Raw genomic sequence first — 17,097 nt, forward strand, 5'->3', positions numbered from 1 at the left:
TCCATATATTCTATGTTGGTGTGGGCAAATTGCTAACAATCTTCAAAAAAACTTATGCATCTATCTAAATAAATATGTTTTTCCCACAGATAATAAGCTTTTCCCATAAAAAAAATCCTTCCCTATCCGGGAAGGATCATCAACATGACTGATCTAGCATGCGTGTCAAGGCAAGCTGAGCGTTTCTTGCTGTATTTTCTTCTACTCTTATTAAATTGTTTTCCAGTCCCTCATTCACACTATCAAGACTCCAGGCAAGATGCTGCAGGTCGATTCTGTTCATTGTTAAACATGGACACATATGTGGGTTCAATGAAATGATGTGCTTATCAGGATGTTGTGATATTAGCCTGTTCACCAAATTCATTTCTGTCCCGATTGCCCATGATGAGCCTGCAGGTGCCGCTTCTATTGCATCAATAATGTAATTAGTCGATCCTGCCATATCAGACAGTTCCACTACTTCTCGGCGGCATTCAGGATGCACAATGATTTTCATATCCGGGTCTGTTTTACGGACCTCTGATATGTTTTCCACTGTAAAATTCTCATGAACCGAGCAATGTCCTTTCCAGAGAATTACCTTTACTTTTTCAAGAGGGCCATCATACTCAAGAATGTTTTCAATCGGATTGTAAATAGCCATTTCATCAAGCCCGATTCCGATGTTAAAAGCTGTATTCCTGCCTAAGTGCTGATCAGGAAGGAAAAGCAGCCGGTCTTTTTTTGAAAAAGCCCAGCGGACCATCTTCTCAGCGTTAGAGGATGTTACAGTCGCACCGCCGTTTGCCCCGACAAATGATTTAATTGCTGCAGTAGAGTTGACATACGTCAAAGGCAAGATGGTATCTCCAAACAGTACCTGAAGGAACTCCCAGGCTCTTTCTGTCTGATAGATATCTGCCATGTCCGCCATCGAACAGCCGGCTCTCATGTCCGGCAGGTAAACCTTCTGATTTTCGGTTGTTAAAATGTCAGCCGTCTCCGCCATGAAATGAACTCCGCAAAAAACAATATGCTCTGCTTCCCTGTTCTCGGCAGACAGCTGGGCGAGCTTTAGTGAGTCACCTGTCGCATCGGCAAATTGAATGACTTCATCTTTTTGATAGTGATGTCCGGGTATGAACAATTTTTTGCCCATTTTTGCTTTGATACCCTTGATCAAATCCTCAAGCTCCTGCACCGACTTATTTCGGTACTTATCAGGAAGCATCCTGGATTTAGCTTCGAGCGCCTCCAATAAATTCATAATGTGCATCCCCTTTCATTTCAGCCTTTACTTTTGCGCTAATATCCATAGATTTTACAGAGTGCGTGAGGAATCCTAGAGATATATAATCCACTCCGCAATTCCTGTAACTATTGAGAGTATTGAGTGTTATACCACCGGAGGCTTCTGTTACTATGCCTTCCGGGACATAGTCAATCCATTCTTCAATTTGTTCCGGTGTTCTGTTATCGAACATAATGCAATCAACCTTGGCCTCGATTGCTTCCAGAAGCTGGTCTTTTGATTCGATCTCTACCTCCACCTTCACCATATGCCCAAGATTTGACCGCACTGCTTCAACTGCATTGCGAATTGAACCGGCGAAGGAGATGTGGTTATCCTTGATCATTACTGCGTCATATAATCCGTAGCGATGGTTGAATCCGCCACCGCATCGAACTGCATACTTTTCGAGCATCCGAAGGCCCGGTGTCGTTTTACGAGTGTCGCAAATTCTCGTGTTTATACTGTCCAATGCTCTTACAGCTTCTGCAGTTTTCGTTGCAATCCCGCTCATTCGCTGTACGAGGTTCAAAACGACTCTTTCCGCTTTTAGCAGTGAAGAAACCTTGCCAGTTATAAATGCCAATTCCTGACCTTTGCCGACTTTTTCACCATCTTTCACCTTCATGATAACCTGGCTGCTTTCATCCATCAGCTTGAAACCAATATTGATGATCTGCTCTCCGCAGAAAATCCCTTCATCCTTTGCTATTAAAACGAGACTTCCTCTGCTATTGTTTCCGAAAATCAATTCACTGGTGACGTCCCGCTCTCCGATATCTTCAATAAAAAATTGTTCAAGTAGCAAGCGCAGTTTGATTAAATTCATGCTTACCATCCTTTACGTTTTTTCGTTGATGGATGATTTGTTTTTTCATCCAGTTGGCATTATCTTCATTAGGAAAATCTTCCCGAAAATGGCCGCCCCTGCTTTCTGTCCTCTCCAAAGCTGACCGGGTGATCAGAGATGCGGCAATATACATAAACAACCTGTTTAATGTTGATGGCGATAGGTGATCAATTGCGGCATCAAGCCACCTTTCCAGATTGAATTGCGACAGCCACTCAGCCTGGGTCATGAGCAGTTCCTTTGTCCTGACAATCCCCGTACGGTTCATCATTGTATGTTTCAAAATATCTGGCTCTGGCAGTTCACCATTGAAGAAGTTTTTTTCAGGAATATGCAGATTGTTGATGGCATCCCTGTATGCCTGAGTGCCGTTGATCCATTCAGCTAGCTTTCCTCCGACAAACATGCCTTCCAATAAAGAATTGCTGGCTAATCTATTCGCTCCGTGGATACCGGTACAAGCTACTTCACCGATTGCATATAATCCCGGGATGCTCGTTCGTCCTTGCAGATCAGTCTTGACCCCGCCCATGACAAAATGGCTCCCAGGTACAACAGGAATGAGATCATTTTCTATTTCTGTCCCATGATCCCTGCAAAGCTTACTGACCGTTGGAAATCTTGAGCCAAAATCCCGGATGGAGGATATATCAAGGAAGACTTGTATTCCTTTTCGGGAGTAATCATAAATGGTTTGCGAGACAATATGCCGCGGTGCCAGGTCCTTTAATGGATGAATGCCTTCCATAATCCTTTTTCCTTCTGCGGTGACAAGGACTGCCCCTTCTCCCCTGACTGCTTCAGAAATAAGGCCACGCGTCTTTCCTGCTACATAAAGCAATGTGGGATGGAACTGGACAAATTCCATATCGGCCAATTCAGCTCCGGCTCTATAGGCCAGGGCAATCCCATCCCCAGTAGCAGTTTCTGCATTGGAAGTGTAGGCGAATACCTGACCGCAACCCCCTGTCGCCAGAACTACATGGGGTGCAGCATATATTTCATTCCTTCCATCAGGAAGCTTCGCCTTCACTCCGATACATTGAGTTTCTTCTTTGTTTAAAATCAAATCATAAACGAAAGTGGATTGTTCGATAGAAATGTTGGCCTCTAGCCTTTCAATCAAGAAATCCACCATATGCTTCCCGGTCTCATCCCCGCCACTGTGGACGATTCTCTTTTCGCTATGTGCTCCTTCCATTCCCAGAAGCAGCTTTCCTTTACCATCATCATCGAATCGGCACCCTGACTGCCATAATCCTTTAATAAGCTCCGGTGCCTTTTGGGTCATTTCCAAAACGGCTTCCGCGTCATTATGGTGGGCACCCGCTTCTAACGTGTCGAGATAGTGTAAGTAAGGATCGTCACTTGGAGCAATTGCCGCTGCCACCCCACCCTGGGCGAGATAGGAATTTCCTGTAGTCAGCTTCTCCTTTGTGAGAATAATCACATTTAAATCCTTCGTTAACTTATTGGCCAACTGCAATGCGGCAATACCGCTGCCAATAATAATTACGTCATATTGTTTCATAGATTAATAGCCTCCTGGATTAACAGGTGTCTTGACATCTATATTTACACAGTTTTACACTATTGACAAGAACTTTTATTTTTTATAGGTCGAGGCCTTGCTATTGAAAGTCATCCCTTGGTATTCAGCAGGGATATATTTTTCTCGATGGAACCTGATAGTTAGTTTGAGGTTAGATTAGAACTGTATGTGATCGGTTTCCTTATCCTGGACTGAGACCGGAAACATATTTGGTGTTTATGTGACCGGTTTTCTCTAATGAACAGAAACTGGGAACATATTGCCGTATAAGGTACCAAAATTCGAATTCAGGAGGGAACCTATGAAATATTTCGATTACGCAGCAACCTGCCCGCTTGATCGGGAGGCTGCCGATATTTATATCAAGGCATCGACTGATTACTTTGGGAACAGCCAGAGCCTTCATGAGGCAGGGAGTGCGGCTGCCAATCTTCTTGAGAGCTGCAGACAGGAATTTTCACGCCTGCTTGATGTGGAAGAAGCAGGAGTTTATTTTACAAGCGGGGGTTCGGAAGGGAATCACCTTGGAATTATGGCTCTGCTTTCGGCAAAAACAAAAATGGGCAATCATATTATTACCGGAGCTGCGGAACATTCCTCCGTTTATAACCTGATGAAAAAGCTTGAGGCGGAAGGATGGGAGGTCACATATCTCCCTTTGGACAGAGACGGATTAATCAAGATTGAAAGTTTAGCACATGCCGTCCGGCCGGAAACTGTGCTAGTTTCTATTCAACATGGCAACCCAGAAATCGGGACACTTCAGCCGGTAAAAAAAATCGCTGAATACTGCAGACCCAAAGGAATCCTGATCCACACGGACTGCGTGCAAACCTTTGGAAAAATCCCGCTGGACTCGCTGGCCCGGTCTGTCGATGCCTTTTCCATTTCTGGACATAAGTTTTACGGGCCAAAAGGAACTGGAGTGGCTTATGTCAATCCGAAACTTGCCTGGAAGCCGTACATTGACGGGACTGTTCATGAAAAGGGCTTCAGGCCTGGCACAGTGAATGTCCCGGGTATCGCCGCGATGACAGCAGCGGCCCAGAAAGCACATTCAATAATCAAAACGGAGAATGACAGACTCCATAAATTAAGGACCATTCTCGTCAATGCACTTGCGGAGATAAATGGATCATTTGAGATTTTCGGCACGGAAGGGGAAGAACGGCTGCCGGGAATCGTCGGAATGGCGCTTCACGGACTAGAAGGGCAAATGGTCATGCTTGAATGTAACCGCAGGGGCTTTGCGATTTCAACTGGAACAGCCTGCCATACTGGAATGTTAACACCGGCAAAATCTATGACGGCAATGGGAATCAATGGGAAAGAAGCAAAGGGATTTTTCAGGATTTCATTTGGGAGAGATACTGTGGAAGAAGATGTGACCGAGCTTGGGAAATTGCTTGCTGCAATCACTTCCCGGACCGCGGCCGTTTAACTTCATGCTGATTTATGGTAAAATTCTCGAATGAAGAAGTCGAAGGAGAGATCGGTTATGAGTGAACCTACCAAAATCCTTGGAGATGAACGAAGGGGATTCATCCTAAAGCGTCTGCAGGAAAGCCGTGAGCCAATCACCGGCAGCGAGCTGGCTGCGGTTACGAATGTCAGCAGGCAGGTCATTGTCGGCGATATCACTCTGCTGAAAGCCAGGAATGAACCAATCATCGCTACGAGCCAGGGATATTTATATATGCACGCTTCCCGGCCAGCAGGAGCAGAACGAATCATCGCCTGCTCCCACGACCCTAATAGGACTGAAGAAGAACTTCTGCTTCTTGTCGATCACGGTGTAACAGTAAAAGACGTAAAAATAGAACACCCTGTATATGGGGATTTAACCGCATCAATCATGGTCTCAAACCGTTATGAGGTAAAGCAGTTCATGGAAAAAATACGATCCACTAATGCTTCCTATCTTTCAGAGCTGACCGACGGCATCCATCTGCACACTATTTCTGCCCCAACGGAGAAGGCACTTGATGAAGCGGAACAAACGCTAAGAAAAGCGGACTTTCTTATTGATTTGGCATAAAAGAAAGATCCATCAATTGCTGATGGATCTTTTTATATTTTATGGCTGGAATAGCTTCCGAGCATCTTAACGGTGCAGCCCAAGGCCTCAATTTCAGCAATGGCTCCAGGAATCAATACTTCATCCATTTTCAAGTTAATATCAATAATGAAAAAGTATTTTCCAAGACCTGTTTTCATTGGACGGGATTCAATTTTGGAAAGGTTGAGTTTCCGCCATGAAAATGCTGACAAAACTTGATGCAGTGCTCCTGCCTGGTCCGAAGGCAGAGTAATCATCAAACTTGTTTTGAACTCTTCTCCCTGATCCAGTTGGATTTCCTTCTCTGGCTTTGCCAGGACAGCGAAGACAGTATGGTTATAGCTGTAGTCATGGATATTTTGCTGAGCGAGGACGAGGCCATCATATTCTTCGGCAGCCAGACTATTCGCAATGGCTGCGATATTTTGCTCTGGATGTTCTTGTACAAATTTAGCGGCTGCCGCTGTGGAAGCCATATGTTCGAGCGAAATCCCTTTGAATTCTTTATGTAAAAACTTATGGCACTGTGCAAGTGCGTGAGGATGGCTGCAGATTAATTCTGCATTTCTCCATTTTTCGAGATTGTCCTGATGAACAAGTAAATGCTGCCTGATCGGCACTACCGCTTCGCCAATGATATGCAGGTCCGTTTCATGAACCAGGTAATCGACTGTTAGATTAACAGATCCCTCAATTGAATTTTCCAAAGGGACAATTGCTGCATCAATCTCGCCTTCTGAAGCAGCATCCATGCATTCTGGTATGCTTACAAACGGAATTCTCTCTGCCTCGTTAAACAGTTTTCTGGCAGCATAATCCGTAAATGTTGCTTTCGGTCCCAGATATCCTACTTTCAAGTCCCTCACTCCCCCTGCTGCTTCTTTAGGCACCTGTGCCCAGAACTTCTACTTTTTCCACGAATTCAAGTCTATTCAGCATTCCAAGCATCTCGTCCATTTCAACTCTCATTTCGGTGACATTCAAGCTAAGCGTAACATTGGCCCTGCCTTGCAGAGGAATGGTCTGATGGATGGTCAAAACATTGCAGCCAGTAGCAGCGACAGTGCTCAAAAGCTCCGAAAGGGTACCAGACCTGTCTTCAAGCTGAAAAAACAGCGAAATGATCCGTTCTTTCACTACTGTATGGAACGGAAAAACAGTGTCCCGGTATTTGTAAAATGCACTCCTGCTCAAGTCGACCCTTTGAACTGCGTCCCAGACGGACTCCGCCTTGCCTCGTTCAATCATTTCCTTAGCCTCAAGCGTTTTCTTCATTGCTTCCGGCAGGACGTCTTCCCGAACGAGATAAAATTTTTTATCTTGATTTTGCTTCATCTCAAATCACCCCATCAGAATGCTTGCCTACTTGAAAGAGGAAAGCCGATTAGCCGTTTTTGGCTAATCGACTCCCTTTCACCATTTGAAGCCTACTCCACGAATTCAAATTCATATTCAAGGAGCTTGACTGTATCTCCATCTTTTGCGCCTCTTTCACGAAGAGCATCATCAATGCCCATGCCACGCATCTGACGGGCGAATCTTTGTACAGATTCATCTCTTGAAAAATCAGTCATCTTGAACAGCCTTTCAATACTGTCACCGGAAATGACAAATGTTCCATCCGGTTCTCGGGTAATCTGGAATTCCTGTTCAGCTTTTTCATGCTTGTACATTACTCGGTTTTCATCTTTTTCTAATACTTCTTCATCAATGAGCGGGAATTCCGGCGTCTTTTCAATCAGGTCAGCAACCGCGAATAATAATTCACGCAGACCTTCTCTTGTAACAGCTGAGATAGGGAAAACAGGGTGATCGTCCCCCACCTTTTCCTTGAACACTTTCAGGTTCTCTTCGGCATCAGGCATGTCCATTTTATTTGCGACTATGACTTGTGGTCTTTCCGTCAGCCTTAAGTTGTATTCTTTTAACTCATTATTGATGGTCAGATAATCTTCATAAGGATCGCGGCCTTCAGTCGCTGCCATATCAATTACGTGGATGATAACTCTTGTACGTTCGATATGACGCAGGAATTGGTGTCCAAGGCCCACACCAGAGTGTGCTCCCTCAATAAGACCTGGCAAATCTGCTAAAACAAAGCTTCTTCCATCCTCCGTTTCGACCATCCCTAAATTTGGAGCAATCGTAGTGAAGTGATATTCTGCGATTTTCGGTCTTGCTGCTGAAACCACGGATAATAATGTCGATTTCCCTACACTTGGGAAACCAACCAAACCTACATCAGCCAGCAGCTTTAATTCCATGATAATTTCGCGTTCCTGGCCAGGCTCGCCTTTTTCAGAAAGCTCAGGAGCCGGATTGGCAGGAGTAGCGAATCGTGAGTTCCCGCGTCCGCCTCGTCCACCCCTTGCGATGACAGCTTGCTGTCCATGCTCCACCAGATCGGCAATGATTGCGCCAGTTTCTGCGTCAGACACGATTGTCCCTGGAGGAACCTTTACGATCATATCCTTCGAGTTTTTGCCATGCTGGTTCTTAGACATTCCGTGCTCGCCGCGCGGTGCCTTAAAATGGCGCTGGTACCTGAAATCCATTAGTGTACGCAATCCTTCTTCCACCTGGAATACCACATTCGCGCCGTTTCCGCCATCACCGCCGGCAGGACCGCCCTTCGGTACATATTTTTCACGTCTGAACGCGACCATTCCATCGCCGCCGTCCCCGCCTTTTACATAAATCTTTACCTGATCGACAAACATTATGTCATTACCACCTGTCTTAAAATTAGTTATCGCTATTTATGTTTCCCTTGAGTGTTTCCAAGAAAACTTCGATTGTCAGTTCCCCTTCGACCACACCATCCGAAATAATTTTCATGTTTTTTCCGGGTTGCTGGTCGAGAAAGCTTTCTAAGCGATTTTTATCCTTTATTATTCCGCTAAAATCAAAAAAGAACCCGATTCCTTTCTCCTGTGGTTCAATTGTGACGGAGAGATGGTTTTCCTGATATGGTTCAATTGAAGAATTCAATGTTTCAAAAAGCTGCTCTGTCCAGTCTGTCAACAGCTGGTCATCTAATCTGTGGAAGTTCTGGGAGTCCATGACTTCGTATTCCAGTTGGAAATGATGACTCTCCCAATTGCAGGTTAACAATGTAGAGGCAAACTGAGGAAGACGTAAATTTGATAGCTTTGCATCCTGCCTGGCTTCCATGATAATTTCTTCAATGATCTCTTTAGCCCGGTCCACTTTATTCAGCGATAAATTCCCTTTAATTAACTGAAGCTTATTCATCCAATCATGGCGCTCATGGCGCAAAACCTCGATTGTATCCCACTCTCTTTTCATACACATACTCCCTACTCATAAGACTTGCTTGGTGTAAGTATAACAAAAAAGCCATTCTGCGTAAGCTAATTATGTATTTATGTTAGTTGGATCCTTCTTTTACTTCGTAAAGATTGTTGTTAAAATCCTAAAGCCGATCTTAACATATAAAAGCCATTTTGCAGGTCGGTACTAAGTTGGCAAGATCTTTTCTCTAATAAGGCGTTAATTTTGTGAAGAAACTTAGATAATTCCATCCTATTTTGTAGTCAGCAGCCACAAAGTTTGAGAAAAGAGCCTTACTTAAAGAGCATAAGCCATAAAACGCAAGAAAACCCTAACCGAAGTGGTTAGGGCTTCTCTTTAGCTTACGCTTCTTGAGCTGCTGGATAAACACTTACTTGCTTGCGGTCACGGCCAAGACGTTCGAATTTAACGACGCCGTCAACCTTAGCGAATAGAGTGTCATCTCCACCTTTACCCACGTTTACACCTGGGTAGATTTTAGTTCCGCGCTGACGGTAAAGGATAGAACCACCAGTTACGAATTGACCATCTGCACGCTTAGCGCCTAGACGCTTAGCGATAGAGTCACGTCCGTTCTTAGTTGAACCTACACCCTTCTTAGAAGCGAAGAATTGAAGATCTAATCTTAACATTTGTTCCACCTCCTACTTTTTGAAGGTTAATTTTATGTGCTTTCCGTACTCTTTTTCCATCGATTGCAATGTAATGACCATGCTTTCGAGTAGCAGCTGAATTTTCTCCTGTGTTTCCTCAGGCAAATTGTCCGGGATTTCACAGCGGAGAAAACCGTCTGCGCCCTGTTCAATGTCCGGCGTGACTCCTGTCAACCCAATGATGGAATTGACTGTCCCAATCGATATGGTCGAAACACCTGCACAGACAATGTCGCTGCCATGGGCAGCATATCCAGCATGGCCGCTAATCGTAAACGACTGGATGCTTCCGGATTTTGTACGATTAATCGTTGCACGAATCATGGCAATCCGCCTTTAATTAAGCGTTGATCTTTTCGATAACTACTTTAGTGTAAGGCTGACGATGACCTTGCTTCTTACGATTGTTCTTTTTCGCCTTGTACTTGAAAACGATGATTTTCTTTTGACGGCCATTCTTTTCAACTTTAGCAGTTACAGTTGCGCCTTCAACTACTGGGCTACCAACTTTAACGTTATCGCCACCTACAAAAAGAACCTTGTCAAAAGTTACAGTTTCGCCTTCAGCAGCGTTTAGCTTTTCAATGTAGATTGCTTGTCCTTCTTCTACCTTTACTTGCTTGCCGCCAGTTTCGATAATTGCGTACATTCCAGTGCACCTCCTCATTAGACTCAGACTCGCCATCAGCAGGCGTTTGCGCTGAGCAAAGCTTAAATACCTGTTGTGAGCGGTTGTAGCACGGGTGCTACAAACAATAACATTAAAATACTATCATATGCCGAGCAAAAGTGTCAACATATATTCGCTCTTCTTTTAATGGCCAGCTTTGGTTCAACCCTGTTCTGTCGAAGCACCAACCTGAAGGATTTTATAAAAAGGCTTCGCCGCATCTGACACCGAGAATTTTATCCTAAAGCCAAGCGCTGTTTCAAGCCTCAATTTATGGATATCTCCGTCTCCGGAAAAATGTCTGATCACTTCATCTGTGGCAGAGATAAGGATTTCTTCATAATCCGAATTTTTGTATTCCCACAACTCCCGCTCCAGCCTGTAAGCCATTGTTTCCGAGCTTAGCACCTGACCCGAGCCGCCGCATGTCCCGCATTTTTCTGTCAGTGTCTCGGCCACAGACTGTTTCGTCTTCTTCCTTGTCAGCTGGAGGATTCCAAGTTCGGTGAAACCAACAATCCGGGTTCTGCGTTCATCATGGATCAATTCTTTTTGAAGTGTTTTCAATACTCTGTCCCGCTCGTCATTACTTTTCATATCGATAAAATCAATCAGAATGATGCCAGCCATATCCCTGAGCCTCAGCTGCCTTGCTGCCTCTATCGCTGCTCTCATATTAGTTTTCATGACCGTGTCCCGCAAATCCGTTTTACCGGAAAATTTGCCTGTGTTTACATCTATGACCGTAAGAGCCTCTGCCTGGTCGATGACCATATAGGCACCTTTATCCAGCCACACTATTCTTTTCAACAGCCGCTCAATCTCCGCTTCTATTTTATAGAAAGAAAAAACAGACGGTTTCCCATTATAAAATTCGATTTCAATAGTTTCTGGAATATAGGGTTCGATTTTTTTCTTGAACTCCAGATCATCCACAATAACTGAACCATTTTTGACAGTTGTAAGGGCGGTCAATGCCTGTTCAAAAAAATAGTCCCTGCTGAATACGAGTCCCGGCTTTTTCATGGCGGACACTGATTTCACCAATTCAGCATACTGATTTCTCTGCTGTTCAAGCTCCCTGATGATATTTTCCTCTGGCTGATGCAGGCTTTCCGTCCGGAAAATGATGCCCTCCTCGGATGTTTTTACCTTGCTGGCAAACTCTCTCCATCTTGCCCTGGTTTCCGTGGATTCTGCCTTTTTTGACACTGCTATGTACTTGCCCTTTGGCATATATATGATATTCTCGCCGGGCAGTTCAATAACCCCTGTCAGCCTTGCACCTTTGGTCCCGGCTGCATCCTTTTCAACCTGCACCAGCAGCTTTTCTCCCTGGTGGACATATGATCCAATTGGGCGGGCCGCTTTATTTTCATCCTCTGACAGAATGAAGGAGGGCAGACGGTCTTTTTGCAAAAAACCGCTCGTTCCTTCGCCAAAATTGACGAATGCTGCGTTCATCCCTGGTATCACATTTTCTACGATGCCAAGATAGATATTTCCGACCAGTGACTGCTGGCCTGGCTGCTCTATATATACTTTTTCAACCTCGCCATTCTTAACGAAAGCGAAGCGTTTTTCTCTTAAATTTGCATTGATGATTAACTGGTCCATCATTTCTCCCTGCCTGCAAAAAAATGCAGCGTGAATTACCATCCACGCTGCATTCATTATCCTATTTTAGTAGGTGTAAAGCAAATCTCCTATTTTGGCGGTCAATAATTTTTCGCTAAAAAACGCATGGAGCAATTCATTCTCATCCATGATCATTTCTTTGCCATTCTGACGCTTGACGATGATTGGATGCTTGCAGCCACGCTGGAATTTTTCGAGAACCTGGCCAACCATCTCATTCTCGCTGGTGCTGATCGGTTTGAGCTCCCGCAAGTCCAGCTTACTTCCATAATGCCTCTCCATTAAAAAGCGCATGAACGTAAACCTCCGCTGCTTCCATTCAAAATACAATGAAAACGCCAGGAACCCAATGATTACCCAGACATTCAAGGTAAGCGGTGCGATTGCCAGGAGGCTAGCCGCAAAAATCACCAGTATCCCAATGGAAACATTCAGGGTACGCAGATGTGCTTCCTGAAAGGATGTGTTCATTGAAAGCAGAATAAACATCAGCTTCCCCCCGTCCAACGGCCAAATTGGTATCAGATTAAAAATGAGGATCATTATATTATATTCCATAAATAACTGATGCCATTTTTCCGGGAAAACTCCAGCAATGAAGAGCAAATAAGAAAGTCCCATCAGCCAGATATGCTGTAATGGACCCGCCAGAACAACAATCAGTTCTTCTTTTAACGGCCTGTTGCCGTGTTCATCCATCTCAGCCACACCGCCAAATGGCAGCAAGGCGATTTTCTTTATTCGCCACGAAAAAAAAGAGGCTGCAGCTCCATGTCCTATTTCATGAACAAAAATAATCAGCAGCACCATCATCAGCTCTATAAAGTGCGCAGTCGCAACAGCAAGGGCGATGACCACCCAGAGTAAAGGGTGGAAGTGGATTTTTCGCACTAATTCAAAGGTTTTATTCAAACTTGATCACCTGGACGGGATCTATGAAGTCATCCCCTTTTTTTATCGCGAAATAGAAAGAACCCTTAAGACCATCATCACTGTCCATTGCTGTCCCAACCTTCGCCCCCTTAGAAATGTACTCATAGAGATTCACATCGATTTTGTCCAGATTTCCGTACCAGGTCTCACTTTTGTCTGCATGCTGGACAATCACTGTTTTACCAAAGCCCTCTTTGATTCCGACAAAGTGGACAAGCCCTTCATCCATCGCCTCTACACCTGCACCCTGGCCTGTTTCAATCATGATTCTCTGTCCATTGTCACCGAAATCCTCCAGAATTTTCCCGGAAGCAGGAAGAGCATATTCATTGTCAGAAGCCACCTCATTCTCTTTTTCTTCGCCAGAATTTTTGGCAGGAAGCAGTGCCAAAGGCTTGCCGAATTGATTTTCGTACCAGTCTGAAACAGCCGCAAACTGGAACTCCTGATCCATTGTATGCTTCACATACTGCTGGAAAGTCACCGCTTTTTCGGAAGGGCTCCGGAAAATAATTGCAATAATCAGGACCAGGCAGGCAGAAGCTAATATCTTGAACAGAAACACTTCTTTCTTGAATAACGGATGGCCTCCTTCTCCCGGTCCCATATCATAGGATGGAATTCTGTCAAAACCATGCCGCTCTTCCTCTGTTGAGAAAAAGCGGTTATCACTCATTTTGTCCATCCTTTCCCGTTCCTTTTTCCGCTTCATCATCCTTCTCCTTATATCATCAGCCCTCGAGTTCATCCTATCCCCACCAATCCCCTTGTACTCAATGTTAGTACAAGTTTATGACCTGTCCCACGAGAGTATGACACTTTCGGCTGATAGAAAGGATTATCTTGAAAGGAAGTCCAGCAATAATGTTTCCGGGTAAAAACTTGCTTGTAATGCCGAAGAAATTTGGTTTCCTGACGTTCTTTGATCCAATAAAAAAACATCTCCTCCCAGTCGAAGGGAAGGAGATGCTTAAGGTTTTAGCGGACACCAAAGAATTTTTTGATTTTGGAGAACATGCCTTTACTTTCGTTATCCAGCTGCTGCAATGGTACGGATTCGCCAAGAATCCTGCGGGCAATATTCCTGTAGGCGATAGAAGCTTTGCTGTTTGGGTTCAGGGCGATTGGTTCGCCGTGATTGGATGCTCTGATGACTTCATCATCGTCCGCAACAATCCCGATCAAATCGATGGATAAATGTGTGGTAATCTCATCGACATCGAGCATGTCGCCATTTTTCATCATATGGCTGCGAATTCTGTTTATCACTAATTTCGGAGATTCAACATTTTCTTCTTTTTCAAGCAGGCCGATAATCCTGTCAGCATCCCTTACAGCGGAAACCTCCGGTGTGGTCACGACAATCGCCTTGTCTGCTCCTGCAACGGCATTTTTGTAGCCTTGCTCGATTCCTGCGGGACAATCGATAATGATATAATCATAGTCCTGCTTCAGTTCATTAACCAATTTTCTCATTTGCTCAGGCTGGACTGCAGTTTTGTCGCTCGTCTGGGCAGCTGGAAGCAAATAAAGATGGTCATCGAAGCGCTTGTCTTTAACCAGTGCCTGATGGATTTTGCATCTGCCTTCAATAACATCAACAAGATCATAAATGATGCGGTTTTCAAGGCCCATAACCACGTCCAGGTTGCGCAAGCCAATGTCTGTATCGACAAGGCAGACTCTTTTGCCTTGAAGGGCCAAAGCTGTGCCTATATTAGCAGAAGTTGTTGTTTTGCCAACCCCGCCTTTTCCGGATGTAACTACAATCGCTTCTCCCACTTTAGAGGCCTCCTTCGAATCTAGTTAAATTAGGTCTTTTTTTCATTAAAACTTGCAATCTATCAACAACGATTTGTTTAGTGTCTGATATGTACGCACATTCCATGATGCGATTTTCATCCTCTGCCGCTTCGTCCGGAGCACGGTTTATGCAGTCGCTGATCCTGAGCTGGGATGGCTTCATGACCGACGCAGCGATGACCGCTTCATCATTGCCTGCTGAACCGGCATGTGCAATTCCTTTTAAGGCACCCATGATAAATATATTCCCCGTCGCCTTCACGGTCCCCCCGGGATTCACGTCTCCAATGAGCAGCAGATCACCGGTAATTTCAAGAACCTGTCCGGAGCGTATCACTTTGGCAACAGGAACGATTTCAGTCTCCTGCCGAAGTTTGTCAGCTTCGTCTTTGGAAATAACATTCGTCTCAAGGTCCTCGACGATCAGATTCCTTTTTTGCCGGATCAGGTCTTTTAGTTCTTCCTCCTGGGCCTTCGTAAGGTACCGATTCCCTACCTTCACCTTAACAGAAAGCAGCTGCTGCTCCTCCTGTACTCGTGTAGAATTTGAAAGCTTCCTCTCTAACTCTTTTTTCAAATCGTCGTAAGAGCAAGTATCATCCAAATGGAGCGTAAGGCCATCTTTTGTCCCTTTAATTGTCACATTTTGTGTTTTCTTCATACTGGATGTTCACCTCATACGAAAAGCACAAGCGCCTGGGTTGACCCCGAAACTTCTTAAGAGGCCAGGCGCTGGAGCTAGACACTAATCTAAGTGTAAAAGTTTAACTTTAAATCTCGGCACTCTAGAAAATAATTTCTTATTTTACCTGAAAGGAATTATTCGACAAGCGTCCGCCAAATTCCTCTATTTGAAAAATCATGAATGCTATTTCGGCAAAACCCTGCTGCTTTCATGTAAAAATACATTTCTACAAATTGTCTTGATTCAGAAAATGAAGCTTAATCGTTTCTAATTCTGTCAGCAGCATTTTCGAATTGCTTTTTGAACGGGTAGGCAGCCAGGATGATAAAAGCCAGGTTCAAAATCAATGTTGGGACTAGTCTTATTTTAACATAGGTCGAAAAGTCCAGGTCAGTTATTTTAATTAACAGCATCAGCTGATAAACTCCCATTTCCAAAACTGCAATCCCGAAGAGGGACAGGAAAGACACAATCAACACATTTCCTTGCAGAATCCTCATCATATTTGCAAACAAATAGGCAATAAACGGGAACATGAATAGGTAGATCCCAATAATTTCTGTGTAAACGAGATCGAAAAGCAATCCAAAAATGAGTCCGTAAAGAATTCCATGCTTTGGACTCAAATATGCCGTCAAAAACAGAATTCCGGCCATGAGGAAATGCGGCACAAGGATTCTGTCACTATCAAATAACTCTGCTGGCAATAACTCGACAAACAAACTTTCAAGGATGAATAAAAAAACGAAAAGCGCGGGGAGCAGGAAACGGATCAATTGCCTTCCTCCTCACCTTCGCCATCTTCCAAGCTTTCTTCAAGGTCCACAGAGACCATTGATTTCTTAACAACCATGACATGTTCCAAATCATAAAGATCTGCTTCAGGTTTTATATATGCTGTTTGATTCAAGCCGAATTGATCAGGTACGACATTGACAACTTTTCCAATCGGCAGATTTTTCGGAAAGATACCGCCCATACCAGTCGTTACAACATTCTGCCCTTTTTCAATTTTAGCATCAAACGGAAGCCCTTTTAGTAACAGCAGCTCTTTTTTCTTATCGTATCCTTCGATTGTTCCGTAAAGCGGCTTATCAGCTTGAAGGATCGCAGAAATCCTGTTGGTCGGATCAATAGAGCTGATCAATTGGACTGTAGCAGAAAACGGAGTCGTGCTCTTGACCTTGCCTATCAATCCTTTTGCCGTGATAACAGCCATGTTTTTTTTCACGCCGTTGGACGCGCCTTTATTGATGATGATCAATTCATTCCAGCGTTCAGGGCTTCTGGCAATCCTGATTGCCTGGATCGGTTCATAGTCTGCAAGAGATTCTTTTTTATCTAAAATTTCCTGAAGCTCCTCGTTTTCTTTTTCAAGGGAGTATACTTTGGCTTCAAGTCGGGCCATATCATCAACGCGTTTCTTCAACTCTTTGTTTTCCTGATATGTATTTTGCAAGTCTTGAAGGTTTTCAATGATGCCGGCAACGTAATTAGCAGGCCTGGAGACCACCGATTGCACCCAGCTGGTCGAGTCTTTGACAAACTGCTCAGGCCAGGTCAATTCTTCTCTATCCCTTAAAGAAAAACCAATCAATGCCACGAGGACTATAATGCTCACAAGCAGCATTATCAGGCGTTTATTAAAAAAGAACTGTGGCATGAT

Annotated in this window: 19 protein-coding genes and 1 other annotated feature; of the genes, 2 read left to right on the forward strand and 17 right to left on the reverse strand. The window is 44.3% G+C overall.

What is annotated here, in order from left to right; genetic code table 11:
- Nucleotides 1-139: 139 nt before the first annotated feature.
- The 3 genes from nadA to nadB are packed head-to-tail and all read right to left on the reverse strand — an operon-like array spanning nucleotide 140 to nucleotide 3,654.
- Nucleotides 140-1,249 (reverse strand): quinolinate synthase NadA, encoded by a 1,110-nt coding sequence (gene nadA / locus B5X77_RS21225; RefSeq protein WP_079509891.1) that lies wholly within the window; start codon nucleotides 1,247-1,249, stop codon nucleotides 140-142.
- Nucleotides 1,221-2,102: a carboxylating nicotinate-nucleotide diphosphorylase gene (gene nadC / locus B5X77_RS21230; protein ID WP_079509892.1), complete on the reverse strand. Its 882-nt coding sequence runs from the start codon at nucleotides 2,100-2,102 to the stop codon at nucleotides 1,221-1,223. The genes nadA and nadC overlap by 29 nt, the downstream gene beginning before the upstream one ends.
- Nucleotides 2,071-3,654: an L-aspartate oxidase gene (gene nadB / locus B5X77_RS21235; protein ID WP_079509893.1), complete on the reverse strand. Its 1,584-nt coding sequence runs from the start codon at nucleotides 3,652-3,654 to the stop codon at nucleotides 2,071-2,073. Before nadB ends, nadC begins: the two co-directional genes overlap by 32 nt.
- A gap of 322 nt (nucleotides 3,655-3,976) precedes the next feature.
- Between nadB and B5X77_RS21240 the strand changes: the two genes are divergently transcribed.
- Entirely contained in the window at nucleotides 3,977-5,116 is a 1,140-nt protein-coding gene (locus B5X77_RS21240) for an IscS subfamily cysteine desulfurase (RefSeq protein ID WP_079509894.1), read from the forward strand.
- A gap of 57 nt (nucleotides 5,117-5,173) precedes the next feature.
- Nucleotides 5,174-5,713, forward strand: coding sequence for a transcription repressor NadR (locus B5X77_RS21245; RefSeq protein WP_079509895.1), 540 nt, complete (start codon nucleotides 5,174-5,176; stop codon nucleotides 5,711-5,713).
- 32 nt (nucleotides 5,714-5,745) lie between these two features.
- Here B5X77_RS21245 and pheA read toward each other — a convergent pair whose 3' ends face one another.
- The 14 genes from pheA to mreC all read right to left on the reverse strand — a co-directional run bounded on the left by pheA (nucleotide 5,746) and on the right by mreC (nucleotide 17,094).
- Nucleotides 5,746-6,591 carry a prephenate dehydratase gene (gene pheA, locus B5X77_RS21250; protein WP_079509896.1) on the reverse strand — a complete coding sequence of 282 codons (846 nt, stop codon included), beginning with the start codon at nucleotides 6,589-6,591 and terminating at the stop codon, nucleotides 5,746-5,748.
- Between the two features lie 25 nt (nucleotides 6,592-6,616).
- Entirely contained in the window at nucleotides 6,617-7,069 is a 453-nt protein-coding gene (locus tag B5X77_RS21255; protein ID WP_079509897.1) for an ACT domain-containing protein, read from the reverse strand.
- A 92-nt stretch (nucleotides 7,070-7,161) separates the two neighbouring features.
- Nucleotides 7,162-8,454, reverse strand: a complete 1,293-nt coding sequence (gene obgE, locus B5X77_RS21260; protein ID WP_079509898.1) for a GTPase ObgE — start codon at nucleotides 8,452-8,454, stop codon at nucleotides 7,162-7,164.
- A 25-nt stretch (nucleotides 8,455-8,479) separates the two neighbouring features.
- A complete protein-coding gene (locus B5X77_RS21265) occupies nucleotides 8,480-9,043 on the reverse strand; it encodes a Spo0B C-terminal domain-containing protein (RefSeq protein ID WP_079509899.1) in 564 nt (187 codons plus the stop codon).
- A gap of 347 nt (nucleotides 9,044-9,390) precedes the next feature.
- Complete coding sequence (gene rpmA, locus B5X77_RS21270; RefSeq protein ID WP_079509900.1) at nucleotides 9,391-9,681, reverse strand: 50S ribosomal protein L27; 291 nt, start codon at nucleotides 9,679-9,681, stop codon at nucleotides 9,391-9,393.
- A 12-nt stretch (nucleotides 9,682-9,693) separates the two neighbouring features.
- Nucleotides 9,694-10,026, reverse strand: a complete 333-nt coding sequence (locus B5X77_RS21275) for a ribosomal-processing cysteine protease Prp (protein WP_079509901.1) — start codon at nucleotides 10,024-10,026, stop codon at nucleotides 9,694-9,696.
- A 16-nt stretch (nucleotides 10,027-10,042) separates the two neighbouring features.
- The gene (gene rplU, locus B5X77_RS21280; protein ID WP_023627147.1) at nucleotides 10,043-10,351 is read right to left on the reverse strand and encodes a 50S ribosomal protein L21; all 309 of its coding nucleotides are present in this window, start codon (nucleotides 10,349-10,351) and stop codon (nucleotides 10,043-10,045) included.
- Nucleotides 10,352-10,366: 15 nt separating this feature from the next.
- Nucleotides 10,367-10,446: a sequence feature (ribosomal protein L21 leader region), on the reverse strand.
- A gap of 88 nt (nucleotides 10,447-10,534) precedes the next feature.
- Nucleotides 10,535-11,992 carry an Rne/Rng family ribonuclease gene (locus B5X77_RS21285; protein WP_306807379.1) on the reverse strand — a complete coding sequence of 486 codons (1,458 nt, stop codon included), beginning with the start codon at nucleotides 11,990-11,992 and terminating at the stop codon, nucleotides 10,535-10,537.
- A gap of 63 nt (nucleotides 11,993-12,055) precedes the next feature.
- Nucleotides 12,056-12,922: a M50 family metallopeptidase gene (locus B5X77_RS21290; protein WP_079509902.1), complete on the reverse strand. Its 867-nt coding sequence runs from the start codon at nucleotides 12,920-12,922 to the stop codon at nucleotides 12,056-12,058.
- Complete coding sequence (locus B5X77_RS21295) at nucleotides 12,915-13,691, reverse strand: M23 family metallopeptidase (protein WP_079509903.1); 777 nt, start codon at nucleotides 13,689-13,691, stop codon at nucleotides 12,915-12,917. Before B5X77_RS21295 ends, B5X77_RS21290 begins: the two co-directional genes overlap by 8 nt.
- A 230-nt stretch (nucleotides 13,692-13,921) precedes the next feature.
- Nucleotides 13,922-14,725, reverse strand: a complete 804-nt coding sequence (minD, locus tag B5X77_RS21300) for a septum site-determining protein MinD (RefSeq protein ID WP_079509904.1) — start codon at nucleotides 14,723-14,725, stop codon at nucleotides 13,922-13,924.
- Between the two features lies 1 nt (nucleotide 14,726).
- The gene (gene minC, locus B5X77_RS21305) at nucleotides 14,727-15,407 is read right to left on the reverse strand and encodes a septum site-determining protein MinC (protein WP_079509905.1); all 681 of its coding nucleotides are present in this window, start codon (nucleotides 15,405-15,407) and stop codon (nucleotides 14,727-14,729) included.
- A 281-nt stretch (nucleotides 15,408-15,688) separates the two neighbouring features.
- Complete coding sequence (gene mreD, locus B5X77_RS21310; RefSeq protein ID WP_079509906.1) at nucleotides 15,689-16,207, reverse strand: rod shape-determining protein MreD; 519 nt, start codon at nucleotides 16,205-16,207, stop codon at nucleotides 15,689-15,691.
- Nucleotides 16,204-17,094 carry a rod shape-determining protein MreC gene (gene mreC, locus B5X77_RS21315; RefSeq protein WP_079509907.1) on the reverse strand — a complete coding sequence of 297 codons (891 nt, stop codon included), beginning with the start codon at nucleotides 17,092-17,094 and terminating at the stop codon, nucleotides 16,204-16,206. Before mreC ends, mreD begins: the two co-directional genes overlap by 4 nt.
- Between the last annotated feature and the right edge of the window lie 3 nt (nucleotides 17,095-17,097).

It is taken from the genome of Mesobacillus jeotgali, from assembly GCF_900166585.1.
Taxonomy (GTDB): Bacteria; Bacillota; Bacilli; order Bacillales; family Cytobacillaceae; genus Mesobacillus; species Mesobacillus jeotgali_A.